The 23649-nt window shown below is 69.8% G+C and carries 47 protein-coding genes; 4 read left to right on the top strand and 43 right to left on the bottom strand.

Annotated elements, in window-relative coordinates; genetic code table 11:
- Positions 1 to 157 precede the first annotated feature (157 nt).
- From ABD374_RS06380 to ABD374_RS06355, 6 genes are read right to left on the bottom strand one after another with little or no spacing between them, the layout of a single operon-like run.
- The gene (locus ABD374_RS06380; protein WP_344492017.1) at positions 158 to 598 is read right to left on the bottom strand and encodes an AAA family ATPase; all 441 of its coding nucleotides are present in this window, start codon (positions 596 to 598) and stop codon (positions 158 to 160) included.
- Positions 599 to 604: 6 nt separating this feature from the next.
- Positions 605 to 826 (bottom strand): hypothetical protein, encoded by a 222-nt coding sequence (locus ABD374_RS06375; protein WP_344492014.1) that lies wholly within the window; start codon positions 824 to 826, stop codon positions 605 to 607.
- Between the two features lie 2 nt (positions 827 to 828).
- Positions 829 to 1029 (bottom strand): hypothetical protein, encoded by a 201-nt coding sequence (locus ABD374_RS06370; protein ID WP_344492012.1) that lies wholly within the window; start codon positions 1027 to 1029, stop codon positions 829 to 831.
- The gene (locus tag ABD374_RS06365; RefSeq protein WP_344492009.1) at positions 1026 to 1271 is read right to left on the bottom strand and encodes a hypothetical protein; all 246 of its coding nucleotides are present in this window, start codon (positions 1269 to 1271) and stop codon (positions 1026 to 1028) included. The genes ABD374_RS06370 and ABD374_RS06365 overlap by 4 nt, the downstream gene beginning before the upstream one ends.
- Before the next feature lie 2 nt (positions 1272 to 1273).
- Positions 1274 to 1558 carry an HNH endonuclease gene (locus ABD374_RS06360; RefSeq protein WP_344492006.1) on the bottom strand — a complete coding sequence of 95 codons (285 nt, stop codon included), beginning with the start codon at positions 1556 to 1558 and terminating at the stop codon, positions 1274 to 1276.
- Between the two features lie 22 nt (positions 1559 to 1580).
- The gene (locus ABD374_RS06355; protein WP_344492003.1) at positions 1581 to 2180 is read right to left on the bottom strand and encodes a hypothetical protein; all 600 of its coding nucleotides are present in this window, start codon (positions 2178 to 2180) and stop codon (positions 1581 to 1583) included.
- A 526-nt stretch (positions 2181 to 2706) separates the two neighbouring features.
- Here ABD374_RS06355 and ABD374_RS06350 point away from each other — a divergent pair.
- Entirely contained in the window at positions 2707 to 2883 is a 177-nt protein-coding gene (locus ABD374_RS06350) for a hypothetical protein (RefSeq protein ID WP_344492000.1), read from the top strand.
- Between the two features lie 76 nt (positions 2884 to 2959).
- Here ABD374_RS06350 and ABD374_RS06345 read toward each other — a convergent pair whose 3' ends face one another.
- The 16 genes from ABD374_RS06345 to ABD374_RS06270 form a co-directional block, all read right to left on the bottom strand.
- Complete coding sequence (locus tag ABD374_RS06345; protein ID WP_344491997.1) at positions 2960 to 3220, bottom strand: hypothetical protein; 261 nt, start codon at positions 3218 to 3220, stop codon at positions 2960 to 2962.
- A 12-nt stretch (positions 3221 to 3232) separates the two neighbouring features.
- Positions 3233 to 3730 (bottom strand): hypothetical protein, encoded by a 498-nt coding sequence (locus ABD374_RS06340; RefSeq protein WP_344491994.1) that lies wholly within the window; start codon positions 3728 to 3730, stop codon positions 3233 to 3235.
- A gap of 15 nt (positions 3731 to 3745) precedes the next feature.
- Positions 3746 to 4522 carry a hypothetical protein gene (locus ABD374_RS06335; protein ID WP_344491991.1) on the bottom strand — a complete coding sequence of 259 codons (777 nt, stop codon included), beginning with the start codon at positions 4520 to 4522 and terminating at the stop codon, positions 3746 to 3748.
- Positions 4523 to 4729: 207 nt separating this feature from the next.
- Positions 4730 to 6748 carry a hypothetical protein gene (locus tag ABD374_RS06330; RefSeq protein ID WP_344491988.1) on the bottom strand — a complete coding sequence of 673 codons (2019 nt, stop codon included), beginning with the start codon at positions 6746 to 6748 and terminating at the stop codon, positions 4730 to 4732.
- Positions 6745 to 8064, bottom strand: a complete 1320-nt coding sequence (locus tag ABD374_RS06325) for a hypothetical protein (protein ID WP_344491985.1) — start codon at positions 8062 to 8064, stop codon at positions 6745 to 6747. The genes ABD374_RS06330 and ABD374_RS06325 overlap by 4 nt, the downstream gene beginning before the upstream one ends.
- Positions 8065 to 8107: 43 nt before the next feature.
- A complete protein-coding gene (locus tag ABD374_RS06320) occupies positions 8108 to 8515 on the bottom strand; it encodes a hypothetical protein (RefSeq protein ID WP_344491982.1) in 408 nt (135 codons plus the stop codon).
- The gene (locus tag ABD374_RS06315) at positions 8512 to 8823 is read right to left on the bottom strand and encodes a hypothetical protein (RefSeq protein ID WP_344491979.1); all 312 of its coding nucleotides are present in this window, start codon (positions 8821 to 8823) and stop codon (positions 8512 to 8514) included. Before ABD374_RS06315 ends, ABD374_RS06320 begins: the two co-directional genes overlap by 4 nt.
- Before the next feature lie 23 nt (positions 8824 to 8846).
- Positions 8847 to 9023 (bottom strand): hypothetical protein, encoded by a 177-nt coding sequence (locus tag ABD374_RS06310; RefSeq protein ID WP_344491976.1) that lies wholly within the window; start codon positions 9021 to 9023, stop codon positions 8847 to 8849.
- A gap of 38 nt (positions 9024 to 9061) precedes the next feature.
- Entirely contained in the window at positions 9062 to 9199 is a 138-nt protein-coding gene (locus tag ABD374_RS06305) for a hypothetical protein (protein WP_344491972.1), read from the bottom strand.
- A gap of 31 nt (positions 9200 to 9230) precedes the next feature.
- Positions 9231 to 9647 (bottom strand): NUDIX domain-containing protein, encoded by a 417-nt coding sequence (locus ABD374_RS06300; RefSeq protein WP_344491969.1) that lies wholly within the window; start codon positions 9645 to 9647, stop codon positions 9231 to 9233.
- Between the two features lie 38 nt (positions 9648 to 9685).
- Entirely contained in the window at positions 9686 to 10009 is a 324-nt protein-coding gene (locus ABD374_RS06295) for a hypothetical protein (RefSeq protein WP_344491966.1), read from the bottom strand.
- A 140-nt stretch (positions 10010 to 10149) separates the two neighbouring features.
- Positions 10150 to 10332 carry a hypothetical protein gene (locus tag ABD374_RS06290; protein WP_344491963.1) on the bottom strand — a complete coding sequence of 61 codons (183 nt, stop codon included), beginning with the start codon at positions 10330 to 10332 and terminating at the stop codon, positions 10150 to 10152.
- A 98-nt stretch (positions 10333 to 10430) separates the two neighbouring features.
- Positions 10431 to 10562 carry a hypothetical protein gene (locus ABD374_RS06285; protein WP_344491960.1) on the bottom strand — a complete coding sequence of 44 codons (132 nt, stop codon included), beginning with the start codon at positions 10560 to 10562 and terminating at the stop codon, positions 10431 to 10433.
- A gap of 5 nt (positions 10563 to 10567) precedes the next feature.
- The gene (locus ABD374_RS06280; protein ID WP_344491957.1) at positions 10568 to 10723 is read right to left on the bottom strand and encodes a hypothetical protein; all 156 of its coding nucleotides are present in this window, start codon (positions 10721 to 10723) and stop codon (positions 10568 to 10570) included.
- Positions 10723 to 10974 (bottom strand): helix-turn-helix domain-containing protein, encoded by a 252-nt coding sequence (locus ABD374_RS06275; RefSeq protein WP_344491954.1) that lies wholly within the window; start codon positions 10972 to 10974, stop codon positions 10723 to 10725. Before ABD374_RS06275 ends, ABD374_RS06280 begins: the two co-directional genes overlap by 1 nt.
- Positions 10975 to 11143: 169 nt before the next feature.
- Entirely contained in the window at positions 11144 to 11896 is a 753-nt protein-coding gene (locus ABD374_RS06270; protein ID WP_344491951.1) for a GntR family transcriptional regulator, read from the bottom strand.
- A 197-nt stretch (positions 11897 to 12093) separates the two neighbouring features.
- On the opposite strand from ABD374_RS06270, the gene ABD374_RS06265 reads away from it, so the two are divergent.
- Together ABD374_RS06265 and ABD374_RS06260 are read left to right on the top strand one after the other, a co-directional pair.
- On the top strand, positions 12094 to 12582 hold the full coding sequence (locus tag ABD374_RS06265) for a GIY-YIG nuclease family protein (RefSeq protein WP_344491948.1): 489 nt from the start codon (positions 12094 to 12096) through the stop codon (positions 12580 to 12582).
- 100 nt (positions 12583 to 12682) lie between these two features.
- Complete coding sequence (locus tag ABD374_RS06260; RefSeq protein WP_344491945.1) at positions 12683 to 13123, top strand: DUF6907 domain-containing protein; 441 nt, start codon at positions 12683 to 12685, stop codon at positions 13121 to 13123.
- 48 nt (positions 13124 to 13171) lie between these two features.
- Here the strand turns inward: ABD374_RS06260 and ABD374_RS06255 are convergent, their stop codons facing one another.
- The 17 genes from ABD374_RS06255 to ABD374_RS06175 all read right to left on the bottom strand — a co-directional run bounded on the left by ABD374_RS06255 (position 13172) and on the right by ABD374_RS06175 (position 21294).
- On the bottom strand, positions 13172 to 13402 hold the full coding sequence (locus tag ABD374_RS06255) for a hypothetical protein (protein ID WP_344491942.1): 231 nt from the start codon (positions 13400 to 13402) through the stop codon (positions 13172 to 13174).
- The gene (locus ABD374_RS06250) at positions 13399 to 13731 is read right to left on the bottom strand and encodes a hypothetical protein (protein ID WP_344491939.1); all 333 of its coding nucleotides are present in this window, start codon (positions 13729 to 13731) and stop codon (positions 13399 to 13401) included. The genes ABD374_RS06255 and ABD374_RS06250 overlap by 4 nt, the downstream gene beginning before the upstream one ends.
- The gene (locus ABD374_RS06245) at positions 13728 to 14339 is read right to left on the bottom strand and encodes a hypothetical protein (RefSeq protein WP_344491936.1); all 612 of its coding nucleotides are present in this window, start codon (positions 14337 to 14339) and stop codon (positions 13728 to 13730) included. Before ABD374_RS06245 ends, ABD374_RS06250 begins: the two co-directional genes overlap by 4 nt.
- Positions 14340 to 14603: 264 nt before the next feature.
- Positions 14604 to 15083, bottom strand: a complete 480-nt coding sequence (locus ABD374_RS06240) for a hypothetical protein (protein ID WP_344491933.1) — start codon at positions 15081 to 15083, stop codon at positions 14604 to 14606.
- Between the two features lie 15 nt (positions 15084 to 15098).
- Positions 15099 to 15461, bottom strand: coding sequence for a response regulator transcription factor (locus ABD374_RS06235; RefSeq protein WP_344491930.1), 363 nt, complete (start codon positions 15459 to 15461; stop codon positions 15099 to 15101).
- Positions 15458 to 15682 carry a hypothetical protein gene (locus ABD374_RS06230; RefSeq protein ID WP_344491928.1) on the bottom strand — a complete coding sequence of 75 codons (225 nt, stop codon included), beginning with the start codon at positions 15680 to 15682 and terminating at the stop codon, positions 15458 to 15460. Before ABD374_RS06230 ends, ABD374_RS06235 begins: the two co-directional genes overlap by 4 nt.
- Entirely contained in the window at positions 15679 to 16110 is a 432-nt protein-coding gene (locus ABD374_RS06225) for an SLOG family protein (RefSeq protein WP_344491926.1), read from the bottom strand. The genes ABD374_RS06230 and ABD374_RS06225 overlap by 4 nt, the downstream gene beginning before the upstream one ends.
- A complete protein-coding gene (locus ABD374_RS06220; protein ID WP_344491923.1) occupies positions 16107 to 16301 on the bottom strand; it encodes a hypothetical protein in 195 nt (64 codons plus the stop codon). Before ABD374_RS06220 ends, ABD374_RS06225 begins: the two co-directional genes overlap by 4 nt.
- Positions 16298 to 16492, bottom strand: a complete 195-nt coding sequence (locus tag ABD374_RS06215) for a hypothetical protein (RefSeq protein WP_344491920.1) — start codon at positions 16490 to 16492, stop codon at positions 16298 to 16300. Before ABD374_RS06215 ends, ABD374_RS06220 begins: the two co-directional genes overlap by 4 nt.
- A gap of 83 nt (positions 16493 to 16575) precedes the next feature.
- On the bottom strand, positions 16576 to 16776 hold the full coding sequence (locus ABD374_RS06210) for a hypothetical protein (protein WP_344491917.1): 201 nt from the start codon (positions 16774 to 16776) through the stop codon (positions 16576 to 16578).
- The gene (locus tag ABD374_RS06205; RefSeq protein WP_344491914.1) at positions 16773 to 17726 is read right to left on the bottom strand and encodes a DNA-methyltransferase; all 954 of its coding nucleotides are present in this window, start codon (positions 17724 to 17726) and stop codon (positions 16773 to 16775) included. Before ABD374_RS06205 ends, ABD374_RS06210 begins: the two co-directional genes overlap by 4 nt.
- Positions 17723 to 18034, bottom strand: coding sequence for a zinc finger domain-containing protein (locus ABD374_RS06200; protein ID WP_344491911.1), 312 nt, complete (start codon positions 18032 to 18034; stop codon positions 17723 to 17725). Before ABD374_RS06200 ends, ABD374_RS06205 begins: the two co-directional genes overlap by 4 nt.
- Positions 18031 to 18504 (bottom strand): hypothetical protein, encoded by a 474-nt coding sequence (locus tag ABD374_RS06195; RefSeq protein ID WP_344491908.1) that lies wholly within the window; start codon positions 18502 to 18504, stop codon positions 18031 to 18033. Before ABD374_RS06195 ends, ABD374_RS06200 begins: the two co-directional genes overlap by 4 nt.
- Complete coding sequence (locus tag ABD374_RS06190; protein WP_344491905.1) at positions 18501 to 18815, bottom strand: hypothetical protein; 315 nt, start codon at positions 18813 to 18815, stop codon at positions 18501 to 18503. The genes ABD374_RS06195 and ABD374_RS06190 overlap by 4 nt, the downstream gene beginning before the upstream one ends.
- Positions 18815 to 19558 (bottom strand): zinc finger domain-containing protein, encoded by a 744-nt coding sequence (locus ABD374_RS06185; protein ID WP_344491902.1) that lies wholly within the window; start codon positions 19556 to 19558, stop codon positions 18815 to 18817. The genes ABD374_RS06190 and ABD374_RS06185 overlap by 1 nt, the downstream gene beginning before the upstream one ends.
- Positions 19555 to 20646 carry a hypothetical protein gene (locus tag ABD374_RS06180; RefSeq protein WP_344491899.1) on the bottom strand — a complete coding sequence of 364 codons (1092 nt, stop codon included), beginning with the start codon at positions 20644 to 20646 and terminating at the stop codon, positions 19555 to 19557. The genes ABD374_RS06185 and ABD374_RS06180 overlap by 4 nt, the downstream gene beginning before the upstream one ends.
- Before the next feature lie 81 nt (positions 20647 to 20727).
- Complete coding sequence (locus tag ABD374_RS06175; protein WP_344491896.1) at positions 20728 to 21294, bottom strand: endonuclease domain-containing protein; 567 nt, start codon at positions 21292 to 21294, stop codon at positions 20728 to 20730.
- A gap of 85 nt (positions 21295 to 21379) precedes the next feature.
- Here ABD374_RS06175 and ABD374_RS06170 point away from each other — a divergent pair, with 85 nt between their 5' ends.
- Positions 21380 to 21580, top strand: coding sequence for a hypothetical protein (locus ABD374_RS06170; RefSeq protein ID WP_344491893.1), 201 nt, complete (start codon positions 21380 to 21382; stop codon positions 21578 to 21580).
- A gap of 225 nt (positions 21581 to 21805) precedes the next feature.
- On the opposite strand, the gene ABD374_RS06165 is transcribed toward ABD374_RS06170, so the two are convergent.
- Genes ABD374_RS06165 through ABD374_RS06150 form a run of 4 tightly spaced genes read right to left on the bottom strand, consistent with a single transcriptional unit; the run spans position 21806 to position 23593 of the window.
- Positions 21806 to 22153, bottom strand: coding sequence for a hypothetical protein (locus tag ABD374_RS06165; protein ID WP_344491890.1), 348 nt, complete (start codon positions 22151 to 22153; stop codon positions 21806 to 21808).
- On the bottom strand, positions 22150 to 22989 hold the full coding sequence (locus tag ABD374_RS06160; RefSeq protein ID WP_344491887.1) for a hypothetical protein: 840 nt from the start codon (positions 22987 to 22989) through the stop codon (positions 22150 to 22152). The genes ABD374_RS06165 and ABD374_RS06160 overlap by 4 nt, the downstream gene beginning before the upstream one ends.
- Positions 22986 to 23321, bottom strand: coding sequence for a hypothetical protein (locus ABD374_RS06155; RefSeq protein ID WP_344491884.1), 336 nt, complete (start codon positions 23319 to 23321; stop codon positions 22986 to 22988). Before ABD374_RS06155 ends, ABD374_RS06160 begins: the two co-directional genes overlap by 4 nt.
- Positions 23318 to 23593, bottom strand: a complete 276-nt coding sequence (locus ABD374_RS06150; RefSeq protein WP_344491881.1) for a hypothetical protein — start codon at positions 23591 to 23593, stop codon at positions 23318 to 23320. The genes ABD374_RS06155 and ABD374_RS06150 overlap by 4 nt, the downstream gene beginning before the upstream one ends.
- Positions 23594 to 23649: the final 56 nt, after the last annotated feature.

Genomic DNA, 23649 nt, shown 5'->3' with positions numbered 1-23649 from the left:
TTGGGTCGCCCGCCTTCATCCTCAACTTTGAACCCACTCCCACCCTTCGAGCCCAGGTCACAACCCCGAAGCGCTCACGCCCAGCGCCGGTCCGCACCCCCCGCGCACGGTGCGTGATGCCGGCCAGTCCCCGGTAGCCGAGGGTGGGCTGTCGAAATCACCAGGCCCGCGACGCCTGGGCAGTGACGGGGCGTGACCCACCCTTGCGGTGATCGCGATACCAGCGCGTCACCACGGCTTCCATCGCTGGCTGTCGCATGTCACGCACGCGTTGCCTGACGATCTGTTCGCCTGGATCGACGACGATGATGCGCGCGCCGAGCCGCTTGTACCGTGCGCGCGCCTTGCCCTGCGGCATGGTGTGGATCAGGTACACGTCGACCTGGTCGAGGTGCTGCTCGGCCTCACGGATCGCGGCCTGCCGTGCTCGGTGCACGACACGCAGCAGGACTTCACCGTGCGCGTGGTGGTCGGCGCCTGGCCCGGCCATGGCCAGGGCCATCAGGTCCAGGTCTATGACCACGTCGGTCGGCTTGGCGTGCGCACGGATCCAGCTGGACTTGCCTGCGGCCGGCGGGCCTGTGATGACGTACAGCACGGACCGTTACCTCCGGCCTTCAGCCCTCACCTGCTGCTCACCCGCAGGAGCGAGCCATGGCCGCACCAGCGAGACGCCACACTCTAAGAGGTCAGACCTGATGTCCCGTTCGAACGCGGCGCACACGACCTTCGATGGGTACGTCTCGGTCAGGTGCTCGAACGCGCGGAACTGGTGTGTGTGCACGGCGACCAGAACTTCGGTGGTGGTGAGGTCGGAGCGCTTCATGGTCACCACCTCCGCGCGCTGCAGGCAGGTCGCCCGCAGTCGATGATGTTGGGGTTGGCGTATGCCTCGACGAAGTCCGGCGCGTTGGCCTGATGCTTGGCCACGGCGCCGGGGTCGATGCCCGCCTCCGCTTCGAGCTGGGCAATGCGCCGTGCTGACGGTACGTCGTGTGTGGGGCAGCGACTGCGTCCGAACGTGGTCACCACCTCCGTGGATGCGGCGCCGGGCGACCGACGCAGGTGGAGTTGTGGCGGCGCAGCAGGCGGCAGGCGATGCGGCGGGGGACGACGTAGGCGAACTCCCGGGACTCGCCGAGGAGGAAGCGCAGCCAGTACTCGGGACCGGTGGCCGTGTAGCTGTACTCGTACCAGCGTGGCGGCGGTGGCTGACGGCGCAGCAGCTGGGCGCGGGGGTCGTCGCTGTGCAGGGGGCCGAGATCGACCATGGTCACCATCTCCTCGATGCGCGGGTCTGCTTGACCGTGGTCCGGTTGCCGCGGGCCGAGTTGCACCTGCGGTGCGCCGAGCGGGCGTTGGCGGGGTCGAGGAGGTCGCCGCCCTTGGACAGGGGGATCAGGTGGTCGAGGGTGAAGGCGAGCGGGTGACGGCCGGCCGCCGGGCCTTTGATCTCGTAGGCGATGTTGTGGCCGCACAGCCAGCATGGCAGACCAAGGGCCCGCTGCTGCTGGCACAGGCGGCGGTAGGGGCGCCCGTTGCGGATGTTGACGGCCACGGACGCCCACCTCCCCAGTCGGCTATCCCTCAGTGGGCACGGCCCACTCCTGCGGGGCGTCCAGCCCGTAGGGCGCGTAGACGACGTTCTGCGGCCAGCTATCGCCCGGGACGGCGAACACGAGCTTCCCCCTGACGCACTTGCCGGTGGTCAGCTGCGTCTCCACCGGGTACTCAGGCTTGGGGAAGTCGTCGTAGGTGGTGCTGGACGATTCGACGCGGGTGCCGTCCTCGTAGGAAATCGTCCACGGCTCGACGGAGGCAAGGAAGGACCCGCTGGTGCTGCACGTCTTGAGTTCGACGTAAGCCCACTCGTATCCGTCCGTGCCGCTGTCCTCGTCTGCCGAGACGATAGAGCGCACGCCCTGCTTGTAGTCGAGCACGGTGACCGTGCCGGCGATGTTGTCGCCGGAGTCTTCCGTGCTCTCGAACTCCCAGGTGGTGCCGAGCTTGAGGATGGGCTGGTGTGTCGGGGTGGGCTCGGCTTCGGGGGAGTTGGTGGTGGCTGCCGGAGTCGGTGTCTCGCTGCTGGTGGCCTTCGCGTCCGCGTTGTCGGTGCTTCCGCAGGCGGTGAGGCTGACGATCAGCAGGGCGGCGGCGAGTGCGGCCGTGGTGGTGCGCATGGTCCCCCCAGGGGCGTTGCGTGATGAGAGGGGCATCATGCGCCTGAGCGGGGGGCCTTGGGGGCGGTGTGGCTGTTCCGTGACATGCGGCGGTCAGGCGGAGCGGGCGCCGGCAGGCAGGGGCGGTGTCTCGCCCGACTCTATGAGTTCCCTGGTGAATTCCGCGCGCACGGCCTTGGGGATCTCGTGCACGTTGTAACGGACGCCTTTCCCGCTGCCGTATCGCCCAATACGGCCCTCGCTGGCCCAGCGCCAGATGGTTCCTATGGGCCGGCCTGCCCAGTAGGCGGCGTCGGCTGCACTGACGAGCGCTGGAGGCATGCGATCACCCCCGTGAACGACGAAGGGCCACCCAGAGGTGGCCCTAGCGACAGAAGTTTTATTTGAGCACAGCTTCACTTCGGTGGCGCGGATTGTCAACCCTCGTTGCCCTGCGAGGCGTCGAGCAGGGTCTTTCGATTCTTCCATCGGGTACCGACAACGCCGTTTCCCCGCGGGCGCCTTCGTGCTCGACCACACTGCTGTCATGGGCGTTTCGTACATGGTCCGCGGCCGGTCCCAGGCGGAGTGCGCTGAGGCGTTGGCCCGGCTGTGCCGGCTGCTGGGTGCGGTCCCGACGCTGCGGCCGACGGACCGGATCGGGCCTGGCTGGGTGGCGAGGGCGGTCGGGCCGGTGGTCGCGCGGGAGAAGGCCGGCCGCTGAGCTACGCTGCACAACACCCCCTGGTCGCTTACCTCGGCCAGGGGGCGCTGTGCGTGCCGACAGGTCAGTCCTCCTGCTAACCCACGATCTCGACCTCGGCCTGGATGCCGCACGCTTCCAGCGCCTCGGCCAGGACGTCGAGGTTCCCGCTGCCCCGCATCGCCCGCGCGGCCCCCTGGTTCGGGAAGTCGAGCTGCAGCACGGACGGCGAGACGAGCCGCGGGGTGGCCTGGGCCAGCAGCAGGCCGGTGAAGCGGCGGCGACGGACGGCATTCGTGGCCACCTCCGGCCACCAGACGGGCGGGGCGGGGGTGGCGGTTTCGGACTGAACGGTCATGACGGGCTCCTATCAGCGGGTCTGGTTGCGGGTGTTGGCGATGACGCCGCGGGTCGTCGTGGTGAGGCTGCGCTGGTCCTGGGTGACGGGCCCGTTGTAGTGGTGGTGGTGCTCGGGCGGCGAGGCCTGCCCGGCGGCCTTGAGGAGCCGGCCGAAAGCGAGGATCGGGACGGCGATGGCGGCGGGGGCTGCGCAGATCCAGGCGATCACGACCGGGTCGGCGTGCCCGGAGGCCAGCATGACGAGGCTGGTGCCGCCACCGAGGAGCAGGGACGCGGCGCCGGCGGACAGCATCAGGGCGCTCGCATCGGTGGCCTTCTGGCTCATCGGCGGCCGGCCGGGCTGGGGTACGGGCAGAGCGGTGCCGATCGCGGGAACGGGGTGCGGGTCGCGGTACGAGGTGGGCCTGTAGGCGTCGTCGATGAGGCGGCGGGCTTCGAGGTCCGCGGACTCCTCGGTGATGGGCTGGGGCTGCCCGATGTAGGTCGGGAGCCGGTCGGGCAGCGACATGAGGGTCTCCTTTGGTCAGGCGTGGGAGTTGGCGGTGGCGGGCTTGCCGGTTCCTTGGCAGATGCCGCAGACAATGACGCGCTGCTGTCCCCCGAAAGCGGCGTAGAGGGAGCCTTTGCCGCCGCAGCACCAGCAGACGCCCTTCTTCTCGGCGTCCTTCACCGTGAGGGGGGAGTTCTGGTTTTGCCACTCGTCGTCGGTCATGACGCTGCTGGTGTTGACCTTGCTGACGGGCGCAATCGGTGTCACGGGTGCGGTCGTGGGCTGGGCGTTTTCGGGGACTTGGCCGTACCAGGCGCCGCCGACGCTTTTGCCGCCGTGCTTCTTCCGCTCGTGGGTCCGCAGGGCCGCGGTGGCGGTCTTGGCATCCCGGTAGCGGGGCTTCTCCTTGGTGCCGCAGGGGCAGGTCCAGCCGACGAGGCCGGTATCCCTGTCGGCTCCGAAGCGGGCGGCGATCGCGACGCGCATCCGGCCGGCCTTCGCTCGGGTGGGCTTGGCGGGGCAGGGCTTCGAGCCGGTGAACGAGCCGTCCTTGCCCTTGGTGAAGATCTGGCCGTTGCCTTTGCAGCGGGGGCAGCCTTCGTGGGTCATACGGAGGATCGCGGCGTCCTTGCGGGACATGACGGTCTGGCCGTGCTTCTCGGCCTGCTCGCCGATTTTGGTGGCTGCCCAGATGGCGAGCTTCTGGCCGCGGGTGGTGGCGCGGGGCTTGCGGACGGTGGAGGTGCGCTTGACGGTCTTGCGGCGGGTGGTGGTGGTCTTCTTGCGGGTGGTCGGCTGCTTTGCGGCCATGCTGGGGTCCCCCTCGCGGACGATCATTTTGTGTTGGTTTGGGTGCCGCTCGCGTACTGCTCGGCGCTGCTCCGTTGCAGGTCACAGCCGCTCAAGGTGCTGCTCGCCGGGTGCTCGCCGTTTCGTTGAGCAGTTGGCCGAGCAGGGTGCTGAGCGGCTGTGACCTGCGGTCGAGCAGTCACGAGCACCCGGCGAGCAGTGGGTAATTCACCGCAAAGCGGTCAGCGCTTCGAGCTTGTAACCGCGCGGGTTCTTCATGCCGTCGATGTCGCCGAGCGGGACCGGGGAACCAGCGCCCGCCTCCTTCAGCAGCTTCCGAAGCTGGTCCACCGTCAGGTCGCCGTAGGCGCCCTCGTCGTGGTCGGCCAGCGCCTCGACGAGCTTCTCGGTGCGCATCCGGTCGACGCCCTCGTTCGCCATGACGGCCGCCGCATCCTCGGCAATCTGCCGGCCATCGACCCGCTGCTCCGAGCCGCCGTCGGCAAGGTGCAGCAGGCCCGCGGCTGCGAGGGTGTCCCGGTCGAACCAGGGGCGCCCCGCGGCCTGACGGTCGGCGACCGCCCGCTTGATCTGGTCTCGGCTGAACTCGTTCCACCCGTACAGCAGCGGCCGGTCGAGACCAGGGCCCTTGATGTACGACTGGCCCGCATCGTTCTTGATGTCCTTGGTCTGGGCGGGGACGAGCCGGTCGGGGCGGAACCCTTTCGCCGCGGACCCCTGCCCGAAGACGATGCGGATGTCGTCCCACCGAGAGGCGAGCATGATCCGCAACGTGAAGGAGTCAGCGATCGCGTCGCCCATCGCGTCGCTGGTCGCGTCCTGGCCGGCGGCGACGGGGTAGATCCCAGACTGCTTGGCCAGCCGCAGCAACTCGATGAAGAGCTCCTTCGCCTTGGGGCTGAGGTAGATGAACTCATCGACGAACGGAAAGATCGCCGGGTGCTTCGCGGTAGCGACCCAGGTGTCGCCCATGTCGAGCCGGTTGCGAACGGTGTTGCGGGCCTTGGCCATCTTCACCAGGTAATCGAGCCACTTCTCACAGTCCCTGTTGCCGCGGATCGGCGGGGCAGCCATGACGCCTTCGAACTCACGCAGCCCGTCCTTGACGGGGTCGAGGTCGAGGGCGATTGCGTTGTGGCAGGCGGTGATGACCTCGGCCAGGTCGCGCAGGACGCCAGTCGTCTTCGCGGCGCCGGAGACGCCGATGGCGAGGATCCGCAGGCCTTCGAGGACCAGGTCGAGGAGGCTGCCGTCCATGCAGCGGCCGAAGTTGTGCGGCTCGGAGATGTTGAGGCTGTTCGGGGCGTGAACGCTCGGCTTGGGCATGTTCTCGAATGGGTTTGCGGTGACCAGCCGGAGCACGAGGTGCGCCGACTCCTGCGGGTCGGGGTCGATGAGGGTGCCGCCGGACTTGATGTTGAAGTGGGAGTCGAGCTGTTCGGCAGCGGCGTTGACCTTGCCGACGGTGGAGCCCTTGAGGACGACGTCGATCTCCCAGAAAGCGTCGCGCCGCCCGATGACGCGGCAGCTACGCGTGGCGATCCCTTCGTAGGCGAAGGCCCGCTCGACGCACTCCTGAACCTGCTCGCCCCCCGTGCACCAGGCCAGCGGGAAGGGCTCTTCTCCGTCGTCCTGGTCCTCGTCGGCGAGAACCTGCCCGGCGGGCAGGCCCGGGTTGCTGAGCCGGTAGCGTCCGTACAGCGTGGCGATGGTCGCCGCCGCGAGTGTGGTGACCGTGGGCGGAATGACCGCGGCCCAACCGAGGGCCTCCAGGTCGGTGCCAGCAGCGAGAGCGATCCAGCCGGCGACGTTGAGGGCGGCGGTGGCCACGGCGGTCCAGCCTAGGAACCGCCAGCGCGACAAGCGGGTCTGCTGGACCTTGTTCCAGTCGGCGGACTTGCTCATCCCGCCGAGGGTTTCCTGGAGGTCGTGAGCGCGGACGTACCGGTAGCCGAGGTGACACAGCGAGCCGAAGCCAACCCCGAACGGCTTGGCGACGGCCCACGCACCGCGGGCGGTGAGGCCGACCGCCTTACCCGTGAAGGCAGCGACCGTCATGGCCGCGGACGCCGTCCGGTACAGGACCGGGGTACGGTCCGGCACGACATCCATGGCGCCGGGTGCGATGTCGTCCTCGGCCGACTCGGTGTCCTCGACCTGGCCGGGGATGACCTTGCTCAGGTCCCAGCCGGCGGGGACGGTCAGCGGCTCGGTCTCGGTGCTCACTTCTGCTCCTCGGTGGCAGCGGCGGACTGGCGCTTGGCGTCGGCGGCAAGGGCTCGCGCGACGGGGTGGAACTTGGGGGTGTCGTTCTTCGTGCGGCGGGGCGGAGTGGGCCGGTACGAGGACCGCCTCGGCGGGGCCTTCACTTGGATCGCACGCTGCGTGTTTGTGGTCTTGCCGGGAGTGCCGTCGGGGGCTCGCTCCGTGACGCGCTGCAGACGGATCGCGGCGGCGTTGCGGGCGCTGATCGTGCTGGCGGTGTAGCTGGGTTTGGCGGCGTGCAGGTCGTCCCAGGTGCGCTCCCAGACGGCGTCGGTGACTGTCGTCTCACCCAAGGCCGCGGCGATCCTCAGCGCGTACTTCCACTCGTCCGGGTACTCCTTCTGTCGGAGCTCGGTGAGCTTCGCGGCGATCCCTTCCTCCGCCTTGCGCAGCGACGCCTCGCGGGCGGCTGCACGCGCCTCCCGCTTCTTCTGTTCCTTGGCCTGCTGGCGCGCCTGACGCCACGACAGTCGGCCGTCGCGCTTGCGGATGCGGCCGTGCTCGTGAAGGTCCCAGACGCCGGGGCCGGCGAGGGAGGCGAAGGCAGTCGCGCAGGCGGTCGCCGTGTCGAAAGCGGCGAGCCCGTGCCAGAGGTTGACCCCGGCGGCGACGAAGGCCAGCACCCAGGCGATGAGCCGGAAGTGCCAGTGCGGGCGGCGGGCGGCAACCGCGGCGGCAGCGCCGGCGAGGACGACCCAGGCGCCGCCTTCGAGGAAGACCGGGGTAGCGGCGAGCCACCATGCGTTCGGGTCCCAGAAGGCGCTGATCTGAACCGGGAGGGCGACGATGCCGCAGGCCACGGCGAACCCGATGGCGGCCTTCCGCCACCGCTGGGAGGCAGCCTCCTCGGCCTGCTCCTGCTGCGCTTCAGTCCGCTCCTCGGCTTCGGCCTTCTCTCGGGCGGCAGCGGCGAGCCGCTCAGCTTCTTCCTTCTTGCGATTCGCCTCGGCGACCTTGGCGTCGTTCTCGGCCTTCTCCCGGGCAAGTCGCATCGCCGCTCGCTCGTTGGCGATCCGCTGGCGTTCGGCCTCCGCCTCGGCAGCGACCCGGACGGCGTCGGCCTCCGCCTCGGCAGCGATACGCCGGGCCTCAGTTTCGGCTTCAGTGCGGGCCCGGATGGCGTCCGCCTCGGCGAGCGCGACAGGGTCGAAGCCCGGCTCAGCGGGCGGGGCGGCAGGTGCCGGCTCGGCGGGCTGGCCAACGGTGATCGGCTGCCAGTCCCCGAGCAAGGGCATGGCGGGCCGCTTGCGGCCGTTCACCTGGGGCGGGGCGGTCATGGCAGTCGGTTCCTTCCTTGGAATGTGCTGAGACGAACAGCTGTCAGCGGGTGTGAGCGGGCTGGGTGCGGAGCCAGGTTTCGATGTCGCGGGCGAGCCCGCCGCCACCGTCGCCGTCGTCCGGCTCGGGTTCGTCGTCGCCGTCGTCGGGGTCGCCGCCGCAGCACTGGCACTCGACGCCCTTCCAGATCCGGCCGGACTGCCACAGGCCGTGGGCGACGGTGCCGGCCAGGTCGAGGACCCAGCTGGGCCCGGCGATCAGCAGTGCGGGTGCGAGGGAGCCGGGCGGGAAGCCGGGTGTTCCGGTGGCGACGAGAACTGCGATGAGGGCGATAAAGCCAGCGGCGCGCCACTGGCGGTGAGCCCGGTTGAGGAGCACCTGCCGCGGATGGTGGATGAGGTCTCGCCAGAGGCAGATCAGGTCGGCGATGGGTCGGGGCAGTCGGTTCATCGGGTGCTCCCGGCGGATGCGGTGGGGCGGGCGCGCTTGCGGAACTCGCGAACGAACTCGTCGGTCAATCCCTCGCCGACCGCGGCCCCGACCTGCGGGAGGCCGGTGACCTTCGAAGCCCACGCCTCCAGCCACACCGCCCGGACGGCGACGTAGTTGACGACGGGTCGGGTGCAGCGGACGGCGAGGACCAGGAGCCCGAGGACTCCCATGACGAGGGCGGCGAGGAGGCGTACCGTCCACGTCCCCAGCCAGGTCAGGGACCGGCTGAGCCGCCCCGGCTTTCCGGTGATCAGGTACGGGTGCACGGCAGCCTCCTCGGCGGCTCAGGTCAGGCGGCGGCGGGCTGGTGGAAGCCGCGGATCTCGTCCATGAGGCGCGGGCCGTCGGGGTTCGCGTTGTCGATGTCGATGGCGGCGAGGCCGATCTCAAGGGCGCGGTCGTAGTCACCGGCGGCGCGGGCGGCTCGGTACTCGGCGAGGTAGGCGATGCGGGTCTGCTCAGACATGGGGGTACTCCTTCGGGTGGTCAATCCGGGTGGGGTGGTCAGTCCTGCGGGTTGTCGTCGAGGTCGCCGGGCTCCCAGATGAAGGACCGGCCCATCCAGTGCGGGTCGTCATCCGGCTCGGTTGGCTCGGCCGGCTCGACAGGGGCGGGGGTGCTCTTGCGGATGAACCAGGGCATGGGGGGCCTTCCGGGGGTCAGGCGGTGGGCGTCACAAGACCGTGCTGAGGATTGCGGCGTGGTCGAACGCGAGCGGCGGCAGGTCATTCAGGGGCCACCACCGGGCGCGGGTCGCGTCGTCGCCCGCCTCGATGGGCGTGCCGGGCAGGACCTCAAGGTGGTAGGCGACGGTGACGTACCGGCCGCGCGGGTCACGGTCGGGCTGGTCCCAGACACCGACCTGAGTCAGCTCCTCCGGCGCCGCGTACACACCGGCCTCCTCGGCCAGCTCGCGGGCCGCGGCGGTGCGGCTGGTCTCGCCCGGGTCGACGTGCCCACCGGGAAGGGCCCACGCCCCCTTGTGCGGGTCCCATCCCCGCTCGATGAGCAGGACGTGCCCGTCGGTGGTGGTGACGACGACGTCGGCGGTGTAGCGGATGGTCTCGAAGGTCTCGGCGGTCTCAGACATGACTGCGCCTTCCGTTGGTCAAGCGGATGGGGTCGGGGTCAGGCGGTGGGGCGGGGCATGGCCCGGCAGGTCTCGGCGTGGCGGTTGGCGTCGGTGCGGGAGTCCTTGGGCTGCATCTCCCGGTAGCCCGCGCCCCACATGCGGAGGTGGGTCTCGGCGCCGGTCAGGTCGCAGCCGTTGCACCGCCACTCAAAGCCGGACTCGTCGAACGTCTTGGCGGGCGCATTGGGGGTGGCGTAGTGGTGCACGCTCCAGGTGTGCCGGTACAGGTCGACGGTGGCGCCGCCCTGGGTCCGGAACTGCATCACCACGTCTGCGGCGTCGGTGGCGGTCGTCTGCGTGGCGGGAGCGATCTCGGTCATGGCGTTCTCCTTGGCGTTGCGTCGGAAGAGGGCGGGCAGAGGCATGGCTGTGCCTTCCGTTGGTCAAGCGGATGGGGTGGGTGTCCGGGCTGGCCGGCTGCCCGATCCGCCGGTCTCGTACCGGCGGTGAGGAGAGCCGGTCAGCGACGGAAAGCCCACGAGATGAGGCCGCTCACGCTGTCGGTGACATCGGTGACACGGCCCGACTCCAGCTCGTCGGCACGACGCTCAAGCTGTCGCGCACCCTCTTCGTTGCCGCGGTTACGCACCTCACGAGCCGCATCGCGGTTCTTCGCGGCCTGCTTCTTCATGCGGTCAGACATGGGAGTGCTCCTTCGGGTGGTCAAGCGGGATAGGGGTGGGTGCCGCCCGGGCGGGGGTGACGGGGGGATGGACTCCCGCCCGGACGGCGGACTGGGGGTTAGCGCTGGGCGAGCTGGCAGTCGCGCAGCCACTTCGCCTGCTCAGCAGCCTCCTGGGCGGCGCGAGCAGCTTCCTGCGCCTGCCGGGCCTGAGCCTCCAGGGCGGCGTGCGCCGCTTCCTCGGTGGTCACGGCGGTCACCAGCCCCTGACGGCGAGCACCCGACGGCGGGCAGCCGGCTCGGCAGGAAGCGGCGGGTACTCCGGCTGCTCGATCACCAGGGGGCCGGCACCGCGCTTCACACCAGCGGCGATCAGACGGCGGGACGGGGCGGGGACGGAGGACTTGGACATCAGGCGGCCGCCTTCGTGGTCGGGGTGACGAGCGAACCGGACAGGTACTCGGCGACAGCGGAGGCCGGAACGCGCAGGCCGCGAGGACGGATCTTGCCGCCGCCGTTGCAGTGGGCGGCGAGTCGACCAGAGGCGATCAGGTTGTAGACGGTGGAGCGGGAGACGCGCAGTCGAAGAGCGACCTCGGCTGCGTTCAGAAACTCGCTGGGGGCGGTGGCCACGTTCACCGTGGCCGGGGTCTCGTGGCGCATGAATGCTCCCGGGTTGAAGGCATAACGGATCGCGCAAACTTCGCCGTAGAAGTGGCTGCTTGCGCATTCCAAGAGTGCTTTAAGTTCTACGTAGAAGTCAACAGCGACGTGGCATCCGGGCATGAAAAAACCCCCGCCGTGAGGCGGGGGTTACTGGTGATGCTGCCGGTCAGGCAGGGATCTCGTAATCGAGGATGTAGTTGGCGGAGTCGAGGACCATCTCGTTGACCTCGACCACTCGACCGGAGCCCTCAAGGGCTGTACGCACCAGGAGGATCACGGGGGTTCCGCGTTCGAGGTTGAGCTGCGCCTTCTCGTCCTTGTTGGGCATCCGGACACGGACTTCTTCAGTGAACCGAGCAGGCCCGTGACCGAGTTCCTTGAGGCGGGCATAGATACCGCCCTCACCAGTGTCGACCTCGGCGATGCGCGTGCCGTCCGCGATGTCGGCCGGGAGGTACGACACCGCAACAAGGACAGGCTTCCCGCTCAGAACGTACCGCCGACTCCTGCGAATCACCGGGGTGCCGCGGGTGACGCCTAGCGCAGCAGCTACGCGACTCGGAGCCTCGATGCGGCCCACCTCAACATCCACCACCTCGGGGCGCTCATCGCGAACGTCGATGTCCCACATCGACGTACCGCTGCCCCACACCTCGGAAGCCAGGCGCTTGCTGGCAGGGCGGCGGATGGGGTGAAACTTGCGGACCCTGGTGGGGGCACCCCGCCGACTCTCCGTTAGGCCTTCATCGCGGAGCAGCTGGAGTGCCTTGTAGGCGGTGTCCCGGCCGACGCCGTAGGACTCCATGATCTCGTTCTCGCTGGGCACCTTCTCGCCGGGCGCGAGGTCCCCGCTGGCGATGCGCGCGCGCAGCACGTCAGCGATCGCTTCATAGCCGATGCCGCGCTTCTTGCCTGTCAAGGAACCTCCTCGGTGTCGCATCCCACAGAACGGCTTGACTTCCACGTAGAACTCTTGGACTGTGGATTCCAGTAGTTCCACGAGTACGCACAGCCACCGGCCTGCGGGAAGACGCTAGAACGACTGCCATCAGGCCATGCCTCCATGCCCTCGTGACCACTGTACGCACAACGTCCACGTGGAACGGAAGGAGCATCGTGACAAAGAGTCACGAGAAGATCGAGCGCACCGCGCTCTATCGCCTATACAGCACCACCGAGCCCGAGGGGCTCCCCCGCCTTCTCGACGAGCTGTACCCGAGGTTCCTCTCCGCGTTCCACCATCTGGGTACCGCAGACAGTTGCCCCAATGGAGGGCCCGGCATCACCTACGGCATGTGGGACTTCGAGTGCGACGGGGGCACGACCCTAGTGCGATCCGTCGAGTGGGGCACGCCGCTGACGCCAGTCCCTACCGCCCTGTACCGACTTCGGGATCAAAGCGGGACGCTGCTCTACGTCGGCATAACGAACAACTTGGGGTGGCGGTGGAAGACTCACGCCGCCGACAAGGAGTGGTGGCCAGAGGTTGTCACGCGGTCGATCGAGTGGTTCCCCACCAGGAGTCACGCCCTCGCTGCTGAAGCGGCAGCAATCCGCGCTGAGCAGCCTCTCCACAACATCCAGCACAACAAGGCTAGCGCCTGAAACGCGAACGGCCGGGCGCTACCAACACCCGGCCTGTTCAACCAGCGAGTTCGCACCTCGCTGATCAAGGAACTCAACCCTGTGAGATTGGAGCTCATCCATGACTGTAGTCGATGACCGCACCGCTGTCCCTGCGGCGCCTGTCGAGCATCGCATCGTCCCTGCACTGATTGGGACGTACCGGCGGCATCAGGTCGTTTACATCCCGTGCCCGTACTGGTGCACGGAGGACCACATGGACTCGCCATATGCGCTGGAGGACATCTGCCACTACGCCGACATGTCCGGCGTGCAGGTGTCGTCGTTTCTCGACGAGAGCACCGCGCTCTACAACTGGTGGGTGCGTGTCGAGTCGGACCCGGCGTCGGGCGACCCGAGGATGCGGGCCGCGCACGTGCTGATGGGTGATGACTCGGCAGAGGAGGCGCGGCTGACGCCGGAGATGGCGGAAGCCCTGTCGGACGACCTGATCTCGTTCGCTGCACAGATCCGCATGGCTGCCCTTACCGCGCGCCAGGCGAACCGGGTTGCCGTCGCCTGATCCCGCACGCAAAGAAGCCCCCACCTGCCACGGCAGGTGGGGGCTTCTTCACGTGGTCCGCAGAATCGCCCGGCAGTCGAGCGCGTCGGCTTCCAGGTCGATGGCGGCGCCGGCGGTGCGGAGGTTGCAGTCGGGGTCGTCGGCGAGGTTGCGGCAGGACTCGGCCACGGCCCGCAGGAACGCGGCGACGGCGTCGGCGGGGATGTACGCCTGCCCGTCGGTGCCGGTGACGATGGGCAGCTGATTGCTGGCCGGCGGGATGTGCTCGTGGCCGCTCATGCTCCCCAGCTCCGGATCTCGATGGTCTCGCCGTCCGCTTCGATCACGCGAAGGACGCCAGGCTTAGGTGCCTCGACGAGGCCAAGCTCGCGCTCTAGCCGTGCGATCAGGGCGTAGTCCGGGCGGGGGCGTCTGTCGCCGGCCGCGAGTTCCTTGTCCTGTCGGCGAAGCCCCCAGGCGCCAATGGCCGTAAGGAGGCCGACAGCCCCGAAGGCCACCACACCGTTGATCGCCGTGGGATTGCCGAGCGCCATGTCTATGCTGGCGACGATCGTGATCAAGCAGAGGACGGCGGCCATGGCCCCGAGCGTCTTGGTTTCAGTGCTCATGCTGCGATCCGCCGTTCAGCCGCCGGGAGTTGCAAGACCTCGGTGTGCCCGTACTGCCGCTCGCAGCCGGGGCAGCGGGCGCCGGGGGTGTCGAGGGTGACGCGCATCGTTCCGCCGCAGGGGCAGACGACGGTGACGCGACGGGGCGGGGCTTCCCCGGTGATGAGCCGCCTGGCTTGCCCGGCTATGTGCCGCAATTCGTCCGCGAATTCTCGCGCGGCCGGGTGCTCGGTGACGATCCACGGCACCTGGAGCCGGAGGAACGCCGCGGCCCCAATGACGGTCTGCTGGACGTCGCCGCGGAAGGGGCGCAGGTCCCAGTCGAGGGTGTCCCGCACGTCGTCTTCCCAACTGGTGAGCACTCCCTCGATGCCGCCGCGGGCCCGCAGGTCGAGTACCGATTCGTTGCAGGGGATGGGGGCGGTGCGGGTTCCGGTGCGTCCGCCGTCGCCGCGCCGACCGGGCTGCAGGGCATCTTCGAGTTCGACGTAGAGGGCGGGCAGGGCGGCCAAATTCTCGTCAACCTTGGCCTGGCAGCCGTCGTGGACGCGGCCGGTGCAGGGGCGGTCGCACAGGGGGCAGGGCCAGGACTGCGGGGTGACGTTCACGGCGGACTCCTTGCGGCGTGCGGGGGGCGTGCGGGTGCGGGGCGGGTCAGGTGGCGGCGGGGCCGCAGTGTTCGGCGGGCTGGTCAGGCATCGGGGTTCCCTTCGGCACGGAGGCGCGCGGCACGCGCGGCTTGGCGTTGGGTGCACCGGTGCGGCGGGAGGCTGGTCAGGTTCTCGGTGACCACAGTGGCGTTGCAGTCGGCGCACTTGATCCGCCCTGTGTGGAGCCACTCTTTGAAGCTCGCGGGGTCGTGCACGAGCTGGTCAGGCATCGGGGCCTCCGGTGGGTGCGGGCCTGCGCCAGGCGGCGGGGTCGTGCTTGTCGTCGCGGTTCGGCATGACGATCTGGTCTCCGCGCCGCCCGTAGCCGATGACGCTGCCGGGCCGGAGGTGCGGGTTGCCCTTGGATCGGAAGCCGCAGGTGGTGCCGCAGTCGTCGCCTTCGTGTCGCCCGTGTACGCACCGGTCGAGGTCGATTAGCACGCTGACCAGGGCGGAGTCGCGGCGCGATTCTTCGGCGGCCTGGTCGTCGCCGGGGCCCGGCTTGGTGCGGGCGAGGGCGTGATCGACGCCGGTCATGGCGGCGTGGACTTTGGCGTGGAGCGGGGAGTACATGACGCGCTCGGCGCAGTGGAGGGCGGCGTTCATCTCGGCGTGCCGGGCGAGGTGCTTCTCGGTGGCGGCGAGAGCATCGCGGGCTTTCTCCAACTCGCGGCGGAGGTCGGTGATTACGGGGTCGGTCATTTCGGTTCCTTTCGGTCAACTGCTGCGGCGGATCGAGGATTCGGGGCTCTGAGCGCCGTTCTGCGCCCCGGAGGTCGCCCGGTGCCCGCGAGCCGAGTTCGGGCGGGAGACGGGCACTGAGGGGCCTTGGCGGGCCTGCCGCGCCTCTATCGGCGGCTCCGGCACGCGGATGTCGTCCAGCCCGAACTCGCCGACCCTCAGGGCGACCGCGACGGCCTGCGCCCGATCGGCGGCACCGAGAGCCCGGTACGCGTTGCTGAGGATCTCCGCGACCCGGCCCGGCGTGATGCCCAGCCAGCGGCCGATCTGCCGATTGCTGTTGCCGTTCGCCGCGAGCAGCAGCACCTCCCGCTGCCGGCGGTTCAGGGGCGCGGTCACAGCACGCCGCCCTTCACGTCGACCGTCTCGGCGCCGCGCAGGTAGTCGTCGTACCGGCGTCCGCGGCTGGGGCTGCGGCCGACGTCGCCGGGTATCGCGGTCCGCTGCGGGCCGTGGAGGTCGAGGAACGCCTGCTCGTCCGCGTCGGGGCCGCACGGTTCGGTCGCCCAGTCGTCGGGCCACAGCGGGGGCTCGACGGCCCCGGCGGTCGTGTCGGTCATGACGTCCACCGCCGCGTCGGGATGCCGGCGGCCTCGGCGAGGTGGGCGCAGTGGCTGGCCCCGTGGGAACCGTGGGGCTGTGGCCGCTTGCAGGTGGCCTGGGTGCAGGGGCCGATGAACGCGATGCACGCGTCGGCGCCGAGCCGGACCATGTGGGCGTTGCGGATCGGGCCGCACGCGGGCCACGGGCCGTGATCGGCGGCGGGGTGCCGTTCGATCTCGATACGGGCGCCGCGCTGCTGGTGCCAGCGTGCCCACTGCTCGGCCTGGTGGTCGGCGCCGGTCGGGCAGGCGCCGTGGATGAGGGTGAGGGTCTGGCCGAGTGCGGTGGTCGCGGCGAGGAGCGCGGTGAGTTGGCCGGTGAGGGTCTGCTCGTCGGTCCAGTCGCGGCTGCCGGTGACGAGGACGCGGTACGGCTGGGTAATCACTTCTGCCTCCTGGCGGCGCGTTCGGTGGTGAGTTGTCCGCGGGTGTCGAGGTGCCCGTCGGCGGTGGCGAGGAGCCGCACGGCGCGGGCGATCACGTCGGCCGGTGGCTGGCCCCGGTAGGCGTGGGTCAGGACCCGGTGCGTCCAGTCGGTGATCGGGGCACGGCGCGGGGTCGGCGGGCGGGCGGTCACCGCTGGGCCAGGCGCTTCAGGGAGGCGGCGCACTTCCGGCAAGTGACAGTCGCCGTGCCGTCGAGGTCCTCGTCGCGCGGGCCCGCCAGGTAGTCGCAGGCGGTGACGAGGCCCGCGCCCCCGTTGATCCGCCTGGCGGCGTGGTAGTTGCGTCCACCGTGCAGCCGCAAGCGGTGCGTGAAGTCGGTCATCGGGTTTCTCCTAGGGTTGTGGTTGGCTGGAGCGGCACCCGTCCGGCTAGCCCCCGGACGGGTGCACTGCTGTCACGGGGCGGTCAGGCGGCGTCGCGGATCAACGGGCGGCGGGGGCGGGCGATGGCGGCGGCGAGTTCGGCGAGGTGCTCGGCGGCACGCGGGTCAGGTTGCCGCGGTTGCCGCGCGGGCTCGGTGGTCCGGCCGCGGCGGTGGAGGGTGCGCGCGCCACCGAACGTGCCGTCGGGCACGGACTCCAGCAGCAGGCGGTCGAGGTCGGTCATGACGCTTCTCCGAACTCGAGGACGCCCTGCGCGAATCGCTGCTTGGCGAGCTCGTGGTAGGCAGGGTTCAGGTCGATGCCGATGTACTTGCGGCCGAGCTGTCGAGCTGCGGCGCCGCTGGTTCCCGAGCCGCTGAACGGGTCTAGGACTGTGCCGCCTGGCTTGCATCCGGCCTTGATGCAGCGGGTGGGCAGGTCGATCGGGAAGACCGCGAAGTGCGCGGCGGGGTACGGGCGGGTGGCGATCTCCCAGATGTCGCCGGGGTTGCGGCCGCGTGTGATGTCCGGGCCGGTGTAGGCGCCGGTCGCGGTGCGCGCGTGGTTGAGGTCGCGGGCCCGGAAGGCGCGGGCTCCGGCCTTCCGTTCCGGTGCGGCGAGCGGCTCGCGGATGGCATCCAGGTCGAACCAGTACTGCGGCTTCTTGGCGAACATGAACAGGTGCTCGTGCCGGTTGCTGAGCCGATCGCGGACGGACTCGGGCATGGCATTCGGCTTGTGCCAGATGATCTCGTTGCGGAGGATCCAGCCGTCGTCCTGGAGCGCGAACGCGGTGCGCCATGGGATGCCGAGGAGCTGCTTGGCAGCCAGACCACCACCATTCTTTCCGCCGCTCCCGGCTGGTGTGGTCAGGTGGTTGCTGCGTCCGACCAGACCGTCCGTCTTCGACTCGCTGCCCTTGGGGCTGCACACATAGCTGTCGCCGAGGTTGAGCCACAGCGTCCCGTCGGCGGCCAGGACGCGCCGGGCTTCTGCGAAGAGTCGCCGCATGGTCTCGACGTACTCGGCAGGTGATGCCTCGATGCCGTACTGGCCTTCGGTGCCGTAGTCGCGGAGACCGAAGTAGGGCGGGCTCGTGACGATGCAGTCGACGGATCCGTCCTCCAGGGTCTGCATCTGCTCGAGGGCATCGCCGAGGAGTAGGCGGACTGTGCCGTCGTCGTAGTAGCTCATGCGGCGGTCCTTTCGGCTTCGGTGTAGCGCTCGGCGTGGACGGTGCCGCCGGGGAGGGCGCGCCCGTCGTGGTGGCAGGGGACGGTCGGGGTGACCTGGCAGGTGGTGCAGCAGGCGGTGGTCTGCGCCCAGGTGGCCATGCGCTGCGGGTGGGGTTGGGGTAGCTGCTTGCCGGTGGTGCGGAGCGCGCAGGGCTGGTGGGCGTGGGCGCCGCAGTGGGGGCAGGGGAAGGCGCGGGCGGGGTGCTGGCCGGCCCGCATGAAGTGCCGCAGCGACGCGGGCATCGGGGCCTGGGAGTGGCGGCTCACCGGTCGCTCCTCACCAGTGCGGGGCCGACGCCGAGCCAGCGCGGCGTTTCGGTACGCGGCGTCTGGCCGGTCATGTTGGCCGCGGCGCGGATCACCCTGCGGAGTTTTTCGCGGCAGTCCTCGGGCGATCGAACGCCGGACTGGACATCAGCGAGGACCGGGCGGAGGGGGTACGCCTCGATGCGGATCTGCCCACGGGTGCTGAGTTCGGCGTGCCGGTCGGCGATGTGGAGCCAGTCAGCCGAGTCGAGGCCAGCGGAGAGGGCGAGTTGGTCGATGCGGTCGCCGAGGCTGGTGCCGCCTGCGGTCCAGGCGTGCCAAACGCGGACTCCGCCATCGGGCCGGTAGAAGTTGATCCACAGGAACGTCTCGGGCTCGAAGCCGTCGAGAATGCCGTCGACTGCTGCCTTCTCGACGGGGGCCGGGTTGCCAGTCGGCAGGAGCAGGGGCGGGGCGGTCAGGGTGGTCACTGGTTCTCCTCGGTGTCGTCGTCGGGTGTGCAGGTGCCGCATTCGCAGGGCGTTCGGTCTTGGGTGCTGGTGCGGAGCCGGTGGAGGGCGGCGTCCCAGAGGGCGGGCGGCAACGCGGGTGGCGGGTCGGGTGGCCGGGTGCCGGTGGGCCAGGCGCCGGGGCGGTGACCGGGCGGCGGAGGCGGTTTGACCGGCGTGGGCTTGGTGCGGCGGGCTTTGCCGTCGGCGATCTGCTGCCGCATGAACGCCCGGAAGTCCCGGCCGCCGTTCTCGGACCGCATCGCCTTCACGTCATCCGGGTCGACGTCCATCAGGCGTCCTCGACGATCTCGGCGTCCGGGATGTTCTCCTCGGCCTGCATGCGGGCCAGCGCCCGGGCGGACGCCTCACGGATCCGCTGCTCTTCTGCGGCCCGCTGCTCGACGGTCAGCTCCGGCTTGCCTGCCGCAGCCCGCAGGCGGGCGCTGTGCGGCTTGGCCCGGGGCTTCCCCAGCGGCTGCTTCTCGCCGCCGCCCGGCGTCTTGCAGGGCCTGCCCATCGCCGCCCCACAGGACGGACACTCGACGCCGAGCGGGCCAGCGCGGCGGACGCTGTCGGCCAGGGACTCCTCGTCGGAGCCGGGCACGCTCCGGGTGCCCTCCCAGCCGTGGTCTTCCAACTGCTGCATGAAGCTGGCGGACGGCCCACCCTCGATCGCCAGGCGTCCGGTGGGCAGGGTGACGCGACCGGAGGCGATGGCCTGCACCTGACCGCGGTACCGGGCCAGATACTCCCCGGTGGTCTCGTCGGGCAGCGGCTGGTACTGGAAGTTCTCGAGCCGCTCGGAGCGGATGGTGCGCCGGATCCGCCGCACGTCGTGGGGCTGGATCCAGAGCCGCTGGCTGGGGTCCTTCGGCGGGGTGCCGTAGAACCTGTCGACCGCGGCGAAGGTGTCCTGGTCCAGCGGCAGATCCTGGAGGGCTGAGGCCCAGGCAATCGCAGCAGCGGCGGAAGGCTGCCGGTTGTCGAAGCCGGCGCAGCGGGTCAGCAGGTCTGAGGCTTCGGATGGGGTCATGAGGTTTCCCGGTTCTCGAGGGCGCGGAGCTGCTCGGTCAGGGCGGAGTGGGCGGCGACCTTCGCGTCGGTGCCGGTGAGGCGTTGGCCAGTTGCGAGGTCGACGACGTTGCTGCCGGACTGGCGGCGCTTGGAGGCGTACTGCGCGGAGTCGCGGATCCACTTCTGCCAGGCCTCGTGCCAGTTGCGCTTGCGGCGGCCCTCGGCGCGGAAGTGGGAGACGAACTGCTCGGTCTCGAAGTCGGGGTCCAGCCCCGGGAAGGTGCTGGCGACCCAGCGGCGCATGGTGTCGTTCAGGTGGAAGTCATCGGGGATGAGGTGGAGGCCGTCAGGCCGAGGGGCTGCGGTGTCGGCGGCGCGAGCCTCGATCTGATTCGCCTCGCCCCCACACCCCCTCTCCTCGGGGCTGGGGTACGGGGCAGGGGCAGGGGCAGGGGCAGGGGCCGCGCGCACGTGTGTGCCCGCGTGCCCGCGCGTAGAGCCTTTCGGACCCCCCTCGGCAGGGGTATCGGAAGGGGTTACGGAAGGGGGTGCGGAAGGGGGTGCGGAGGGGGTTACGGAACCCCTTCGCGAGGGGTCGGGGTCGGGGGTGTGGAAGGCCCGGCGGAGAACCTCGATGTGGTCGATCACTTGCTGCCGGATCGACGGCCCGCTGTCCCCGTTGCGGAGCTTCGCCGGCTCGTTACTCAGTTCCTCGAGCGGGATGCGGTCCATCTCTGCGAGCAGCGCTCCCCTCAGCCGCCTGGATGAGATTTCAAGAGCCCCGGACACCATGGCGCCCATTACCTTCGGCTGCTTCCACACGCCGTCGTTACGGACGAACGAACGGATGAGAAGCTCTTCGGTGTCGTAGTCGGCGACGATGAAGCGGGCCTCATCAAGAGTCGCGATGAGCTTCTCGATGTCGGCGACCGTCAACCCGCGGGCCTTCCGTGCCCACCGGCGCAGAGTGAGGTCAAGCAAGCCGGCGTGGTTGAGGTTCGGCTGCGAGATCAGGAACAGGTAGAGCCGTTGCTCCCGTTCGTCCAGGTCGAGGAAGTCGTCGTCGTCCCAGGCGCTGGTGAGGATGCGTCCGTGTCCACGGGCCATGAGTAGATGTCCTTCGGATTAGTGCTGGTCGGGGGCTCCGGGGTTCGTGTAGCTGAGCCCCCTACGGCGGCCTGGGACCCGTTACTTGGGCTTCGAGAGAAGCTCGATCAGTCGGGCGACCTGGGCGGCGTTGAGATGGCGACGCAGCTTCGTGGCGATCTGCGACAACGGCCGGTCCAGCCGGATGTGCGGCACCTTGGGGCGCTTGACGGGCGGAAGAATCCGGTCCTTGACCACGTAGGGCTTGCGGGATGCGATGTACTGCTCGGCCCGCTCGAACTCCTCCGGGCTGGGTCGTTCGAAAGCGGCGAGATGGTAGGCGCGCGCCTTGTTGGCCCAGGGGAGCGATGAAGGCCCCCACGCGGCGGTCCTGTCGTGCCGTGACATGACCGAGTTGCATCGATCGCAGATCAGTCCGCGGACGAAGAACAGCCCAGCACCCTGGAAGTGATCGATTATGAGAGCGCCGCGCGGCGTTTCCTGCTCTGGCGTCTTGCACAGTTCGCACTGGCCGCCTGCCCGGGCGCGCAGTCGATCGAAGTCGTCGCAGGTCATGCCGTACTTCATGAAGTGATTGCAGGCGTTCCCGGGCGTGGCATGGCGCGTTTCGGTATGCCTGGTGGGTGCGATCAGAGACTCCTTCTTCATGGGGTCGAGAATAGCGTTCGCGGTTCGCGTTCACAATGCGCGTAGGCGTAGCGCGACCACCAGAATCTGTGTCACGATGTGCGACATGGATGACCTGGACGAGCGGATCGTGGCCGCCGCGAAGAAGAGGATTCGTGCCGAGGCTGCCTTTCACAGCGCCGACGCCGACCTGCGTGAGCTGCTGGTCGAAGGCCGCGCGGCCGGCAAGGGCCCGTCGCACATGGCGAAGCTGACCGGCTTCACCCGCGAGTGGGTCGCGAAGATCGCTCCTGCTCCGAAGTCCTGACACGTCCCCTCCTTCCTCCGGGCCCCGCGGTTTCCCGTGGGGCTTTGTCGTGCGGTCAGTCGGTCTGGGCGCCGGGCGCGTGATCACGGCAGCGCCACCCGCAGGCGAAAAATCGGGCCGGGGCGCCGCATGGGGTGGCTCCGGCGCTGCACTCGTAGGGCACGGGTGGGCGGAGTACCGGGGGGATCGGGCGGCCGGTGTCCGGGTCGTACTCCAGGTCGGCGCTCATGCGGCGGCCCTGCACTCGGCTTGCCAGGCGTTGTAGGCGAGACGGCATGGCTCGCAGGGCTGTTCCTTGCGCCACCGGTGGGCACGGAATCCGCGCAGGGTTCCGCACTCGGCCGGCGGGCGCGGCGGGCAACCGTTGGCCAGTTGCTTGGCCCGCCGCCAGCGGGTGTTGGCAGCGTTCTTCGCGATGCGGCAGGGGTCGCAGGGCTTCTCGCCGAGCCGGTAGTGCCGGTCGGAGCCTGCCGGGGTGCCGCATTCGGCGACGGCGGTCGGTCCGCAGCGGGGGCGCGTGGACGGTTCGAGGCCGAGGGAGGCCATCAGGTCGTCCCATGAGGTCGTCGTCATGCCGCCACCTCCTGCGGGTGTTCGCGGAGTGCGCGGTCGATGGTGAAGCGGGCGACTCCGAGGCGGGCGGCGGCCTGGTCGCGGTCGAGGCCGCCCATGGTCATCAGCCAGTGCGCTTCCTCGGCGATGATCTCGGCGCGGAGCTTCTTGTACTCGGGGATGAAGTCCGGGTCATCAATGGCCCCGGTCTCGTCCCAGTACGCCGGGGTGGGCCAGCGGTTGGCGGCTGCCTGCTGCTTGGCGCGCTTGATGCTGGTCGGCCTCACCCCGTTCTTGGCCGGCTGCTGGTTGCGCATCTCGTCGTAGGCGGCGGCGATGCGCTGGGCGGTCGTGGCCCGGATGGTGGGGCGGGCGATGATGACCGTGCGGTTCGAGGGGTGGATTCCGGCGCGTTCGGCCGTGTAGAGGAGGGGCCAGCCGATGGCCATGAGCGCGTGTACTCGTCGTCGACTGCCGGTGGTGTCGACGTTGCCGGGGGTGTGGTCTGCCAGGTTGACGGCGAGGATCTTGGCTGCGACGTCGCGGGTGACGCGCCGCTTGCGGGAAGCCGCGTTGTTGTAGTCGTGCTGGGTGAAGTTGCGGACAACGCGGAACTGGAGTCCCGTGATCGCAGCCACCCGGTAGATGGTGATGCCGGCCGCGTGGAGGGCGAGGAGGTGCTGCCGGACGGGCTCGGCATCGAGGAGCGGCTGCCAGGTTCCAGCGGTGATGGCGCGGTTCCGCCGCCGGTCGTAGGCGTTGTTCCGCTCGACGCATTCGGGGAGTCGGCACCGGTACTCGGTGTAGCAGGTGAGGGTGTCGTGGTTGGGGGGCGTGGTCCGGGTGGCGGTGGTCATGCGGCCTTCTCCGTCCGTGCGGCGCGGGTGCCTTTCCACGTGCGGACTCCGGAGTGGTGGGCGGTGGGCCGGTCGGAGCAGGCCCACCCGGCGGTCTTGGTGTAGCCCTCGTCTTTGAGGAGGGTCATGAGCCGGCCCCAGTGGTGGGCGGAGTCGGGGGGTTCGGGCAGCTGGTGGGCGTGGACGACCTCGAAGCAGGTGAACGTCCGGCCGGTCCTGGCGGCGGCTATGAAGTACGGCCAGACCTCGGTCACCCAGGTCTCGTAGTCGTCGGAGCGGCGGCGGGCGGGGGCGGGGATGCTGCCGTCGAGGGCAGGCTGCACGGTGGTCATGACGCCGTCTCCGTCCGGATGCTGACGCTGACGGGGGCGAGGTAGAGGACGCGGTTCACGGTGTCGCTGATGGCCTGCTGGAGTTCGGCGGCGAGGAGGCGCTGGGCGTCGCTGGTCAGCTCGCCGCTGACCGCAAGGTGAAGGGCGCAGTTCCAGGTGCCGTCGACCATCTGGTAGCCGAACGTCGGGCCGGGCCGGAGCTGGCTGGTTGCGAGGGACTCGGCCCACTCCTCGACGGACGTGGAGCGGAACTCGGAGGTCTGGTCAGTCATGTGTGGTCTCCTGTTAGGGAGCCGGCCGCCTATCCCGCGGCCGGCTCAGGCGTGTG

It is taken from the genome of Streptomyces enissocaesilis, assembly GCF_039533765.1.
Lineage (GTDB): Bacteria > Actinomycetota > Actinomycetes > Streptomycetales > Streptomycetaceae > Streptomyces > Streptomyces enissocaesilis.
Note: the sequence above shows the minus strand (reverse complement) of the source record. Positions and strands in the feature narration are given on the sequence as shown.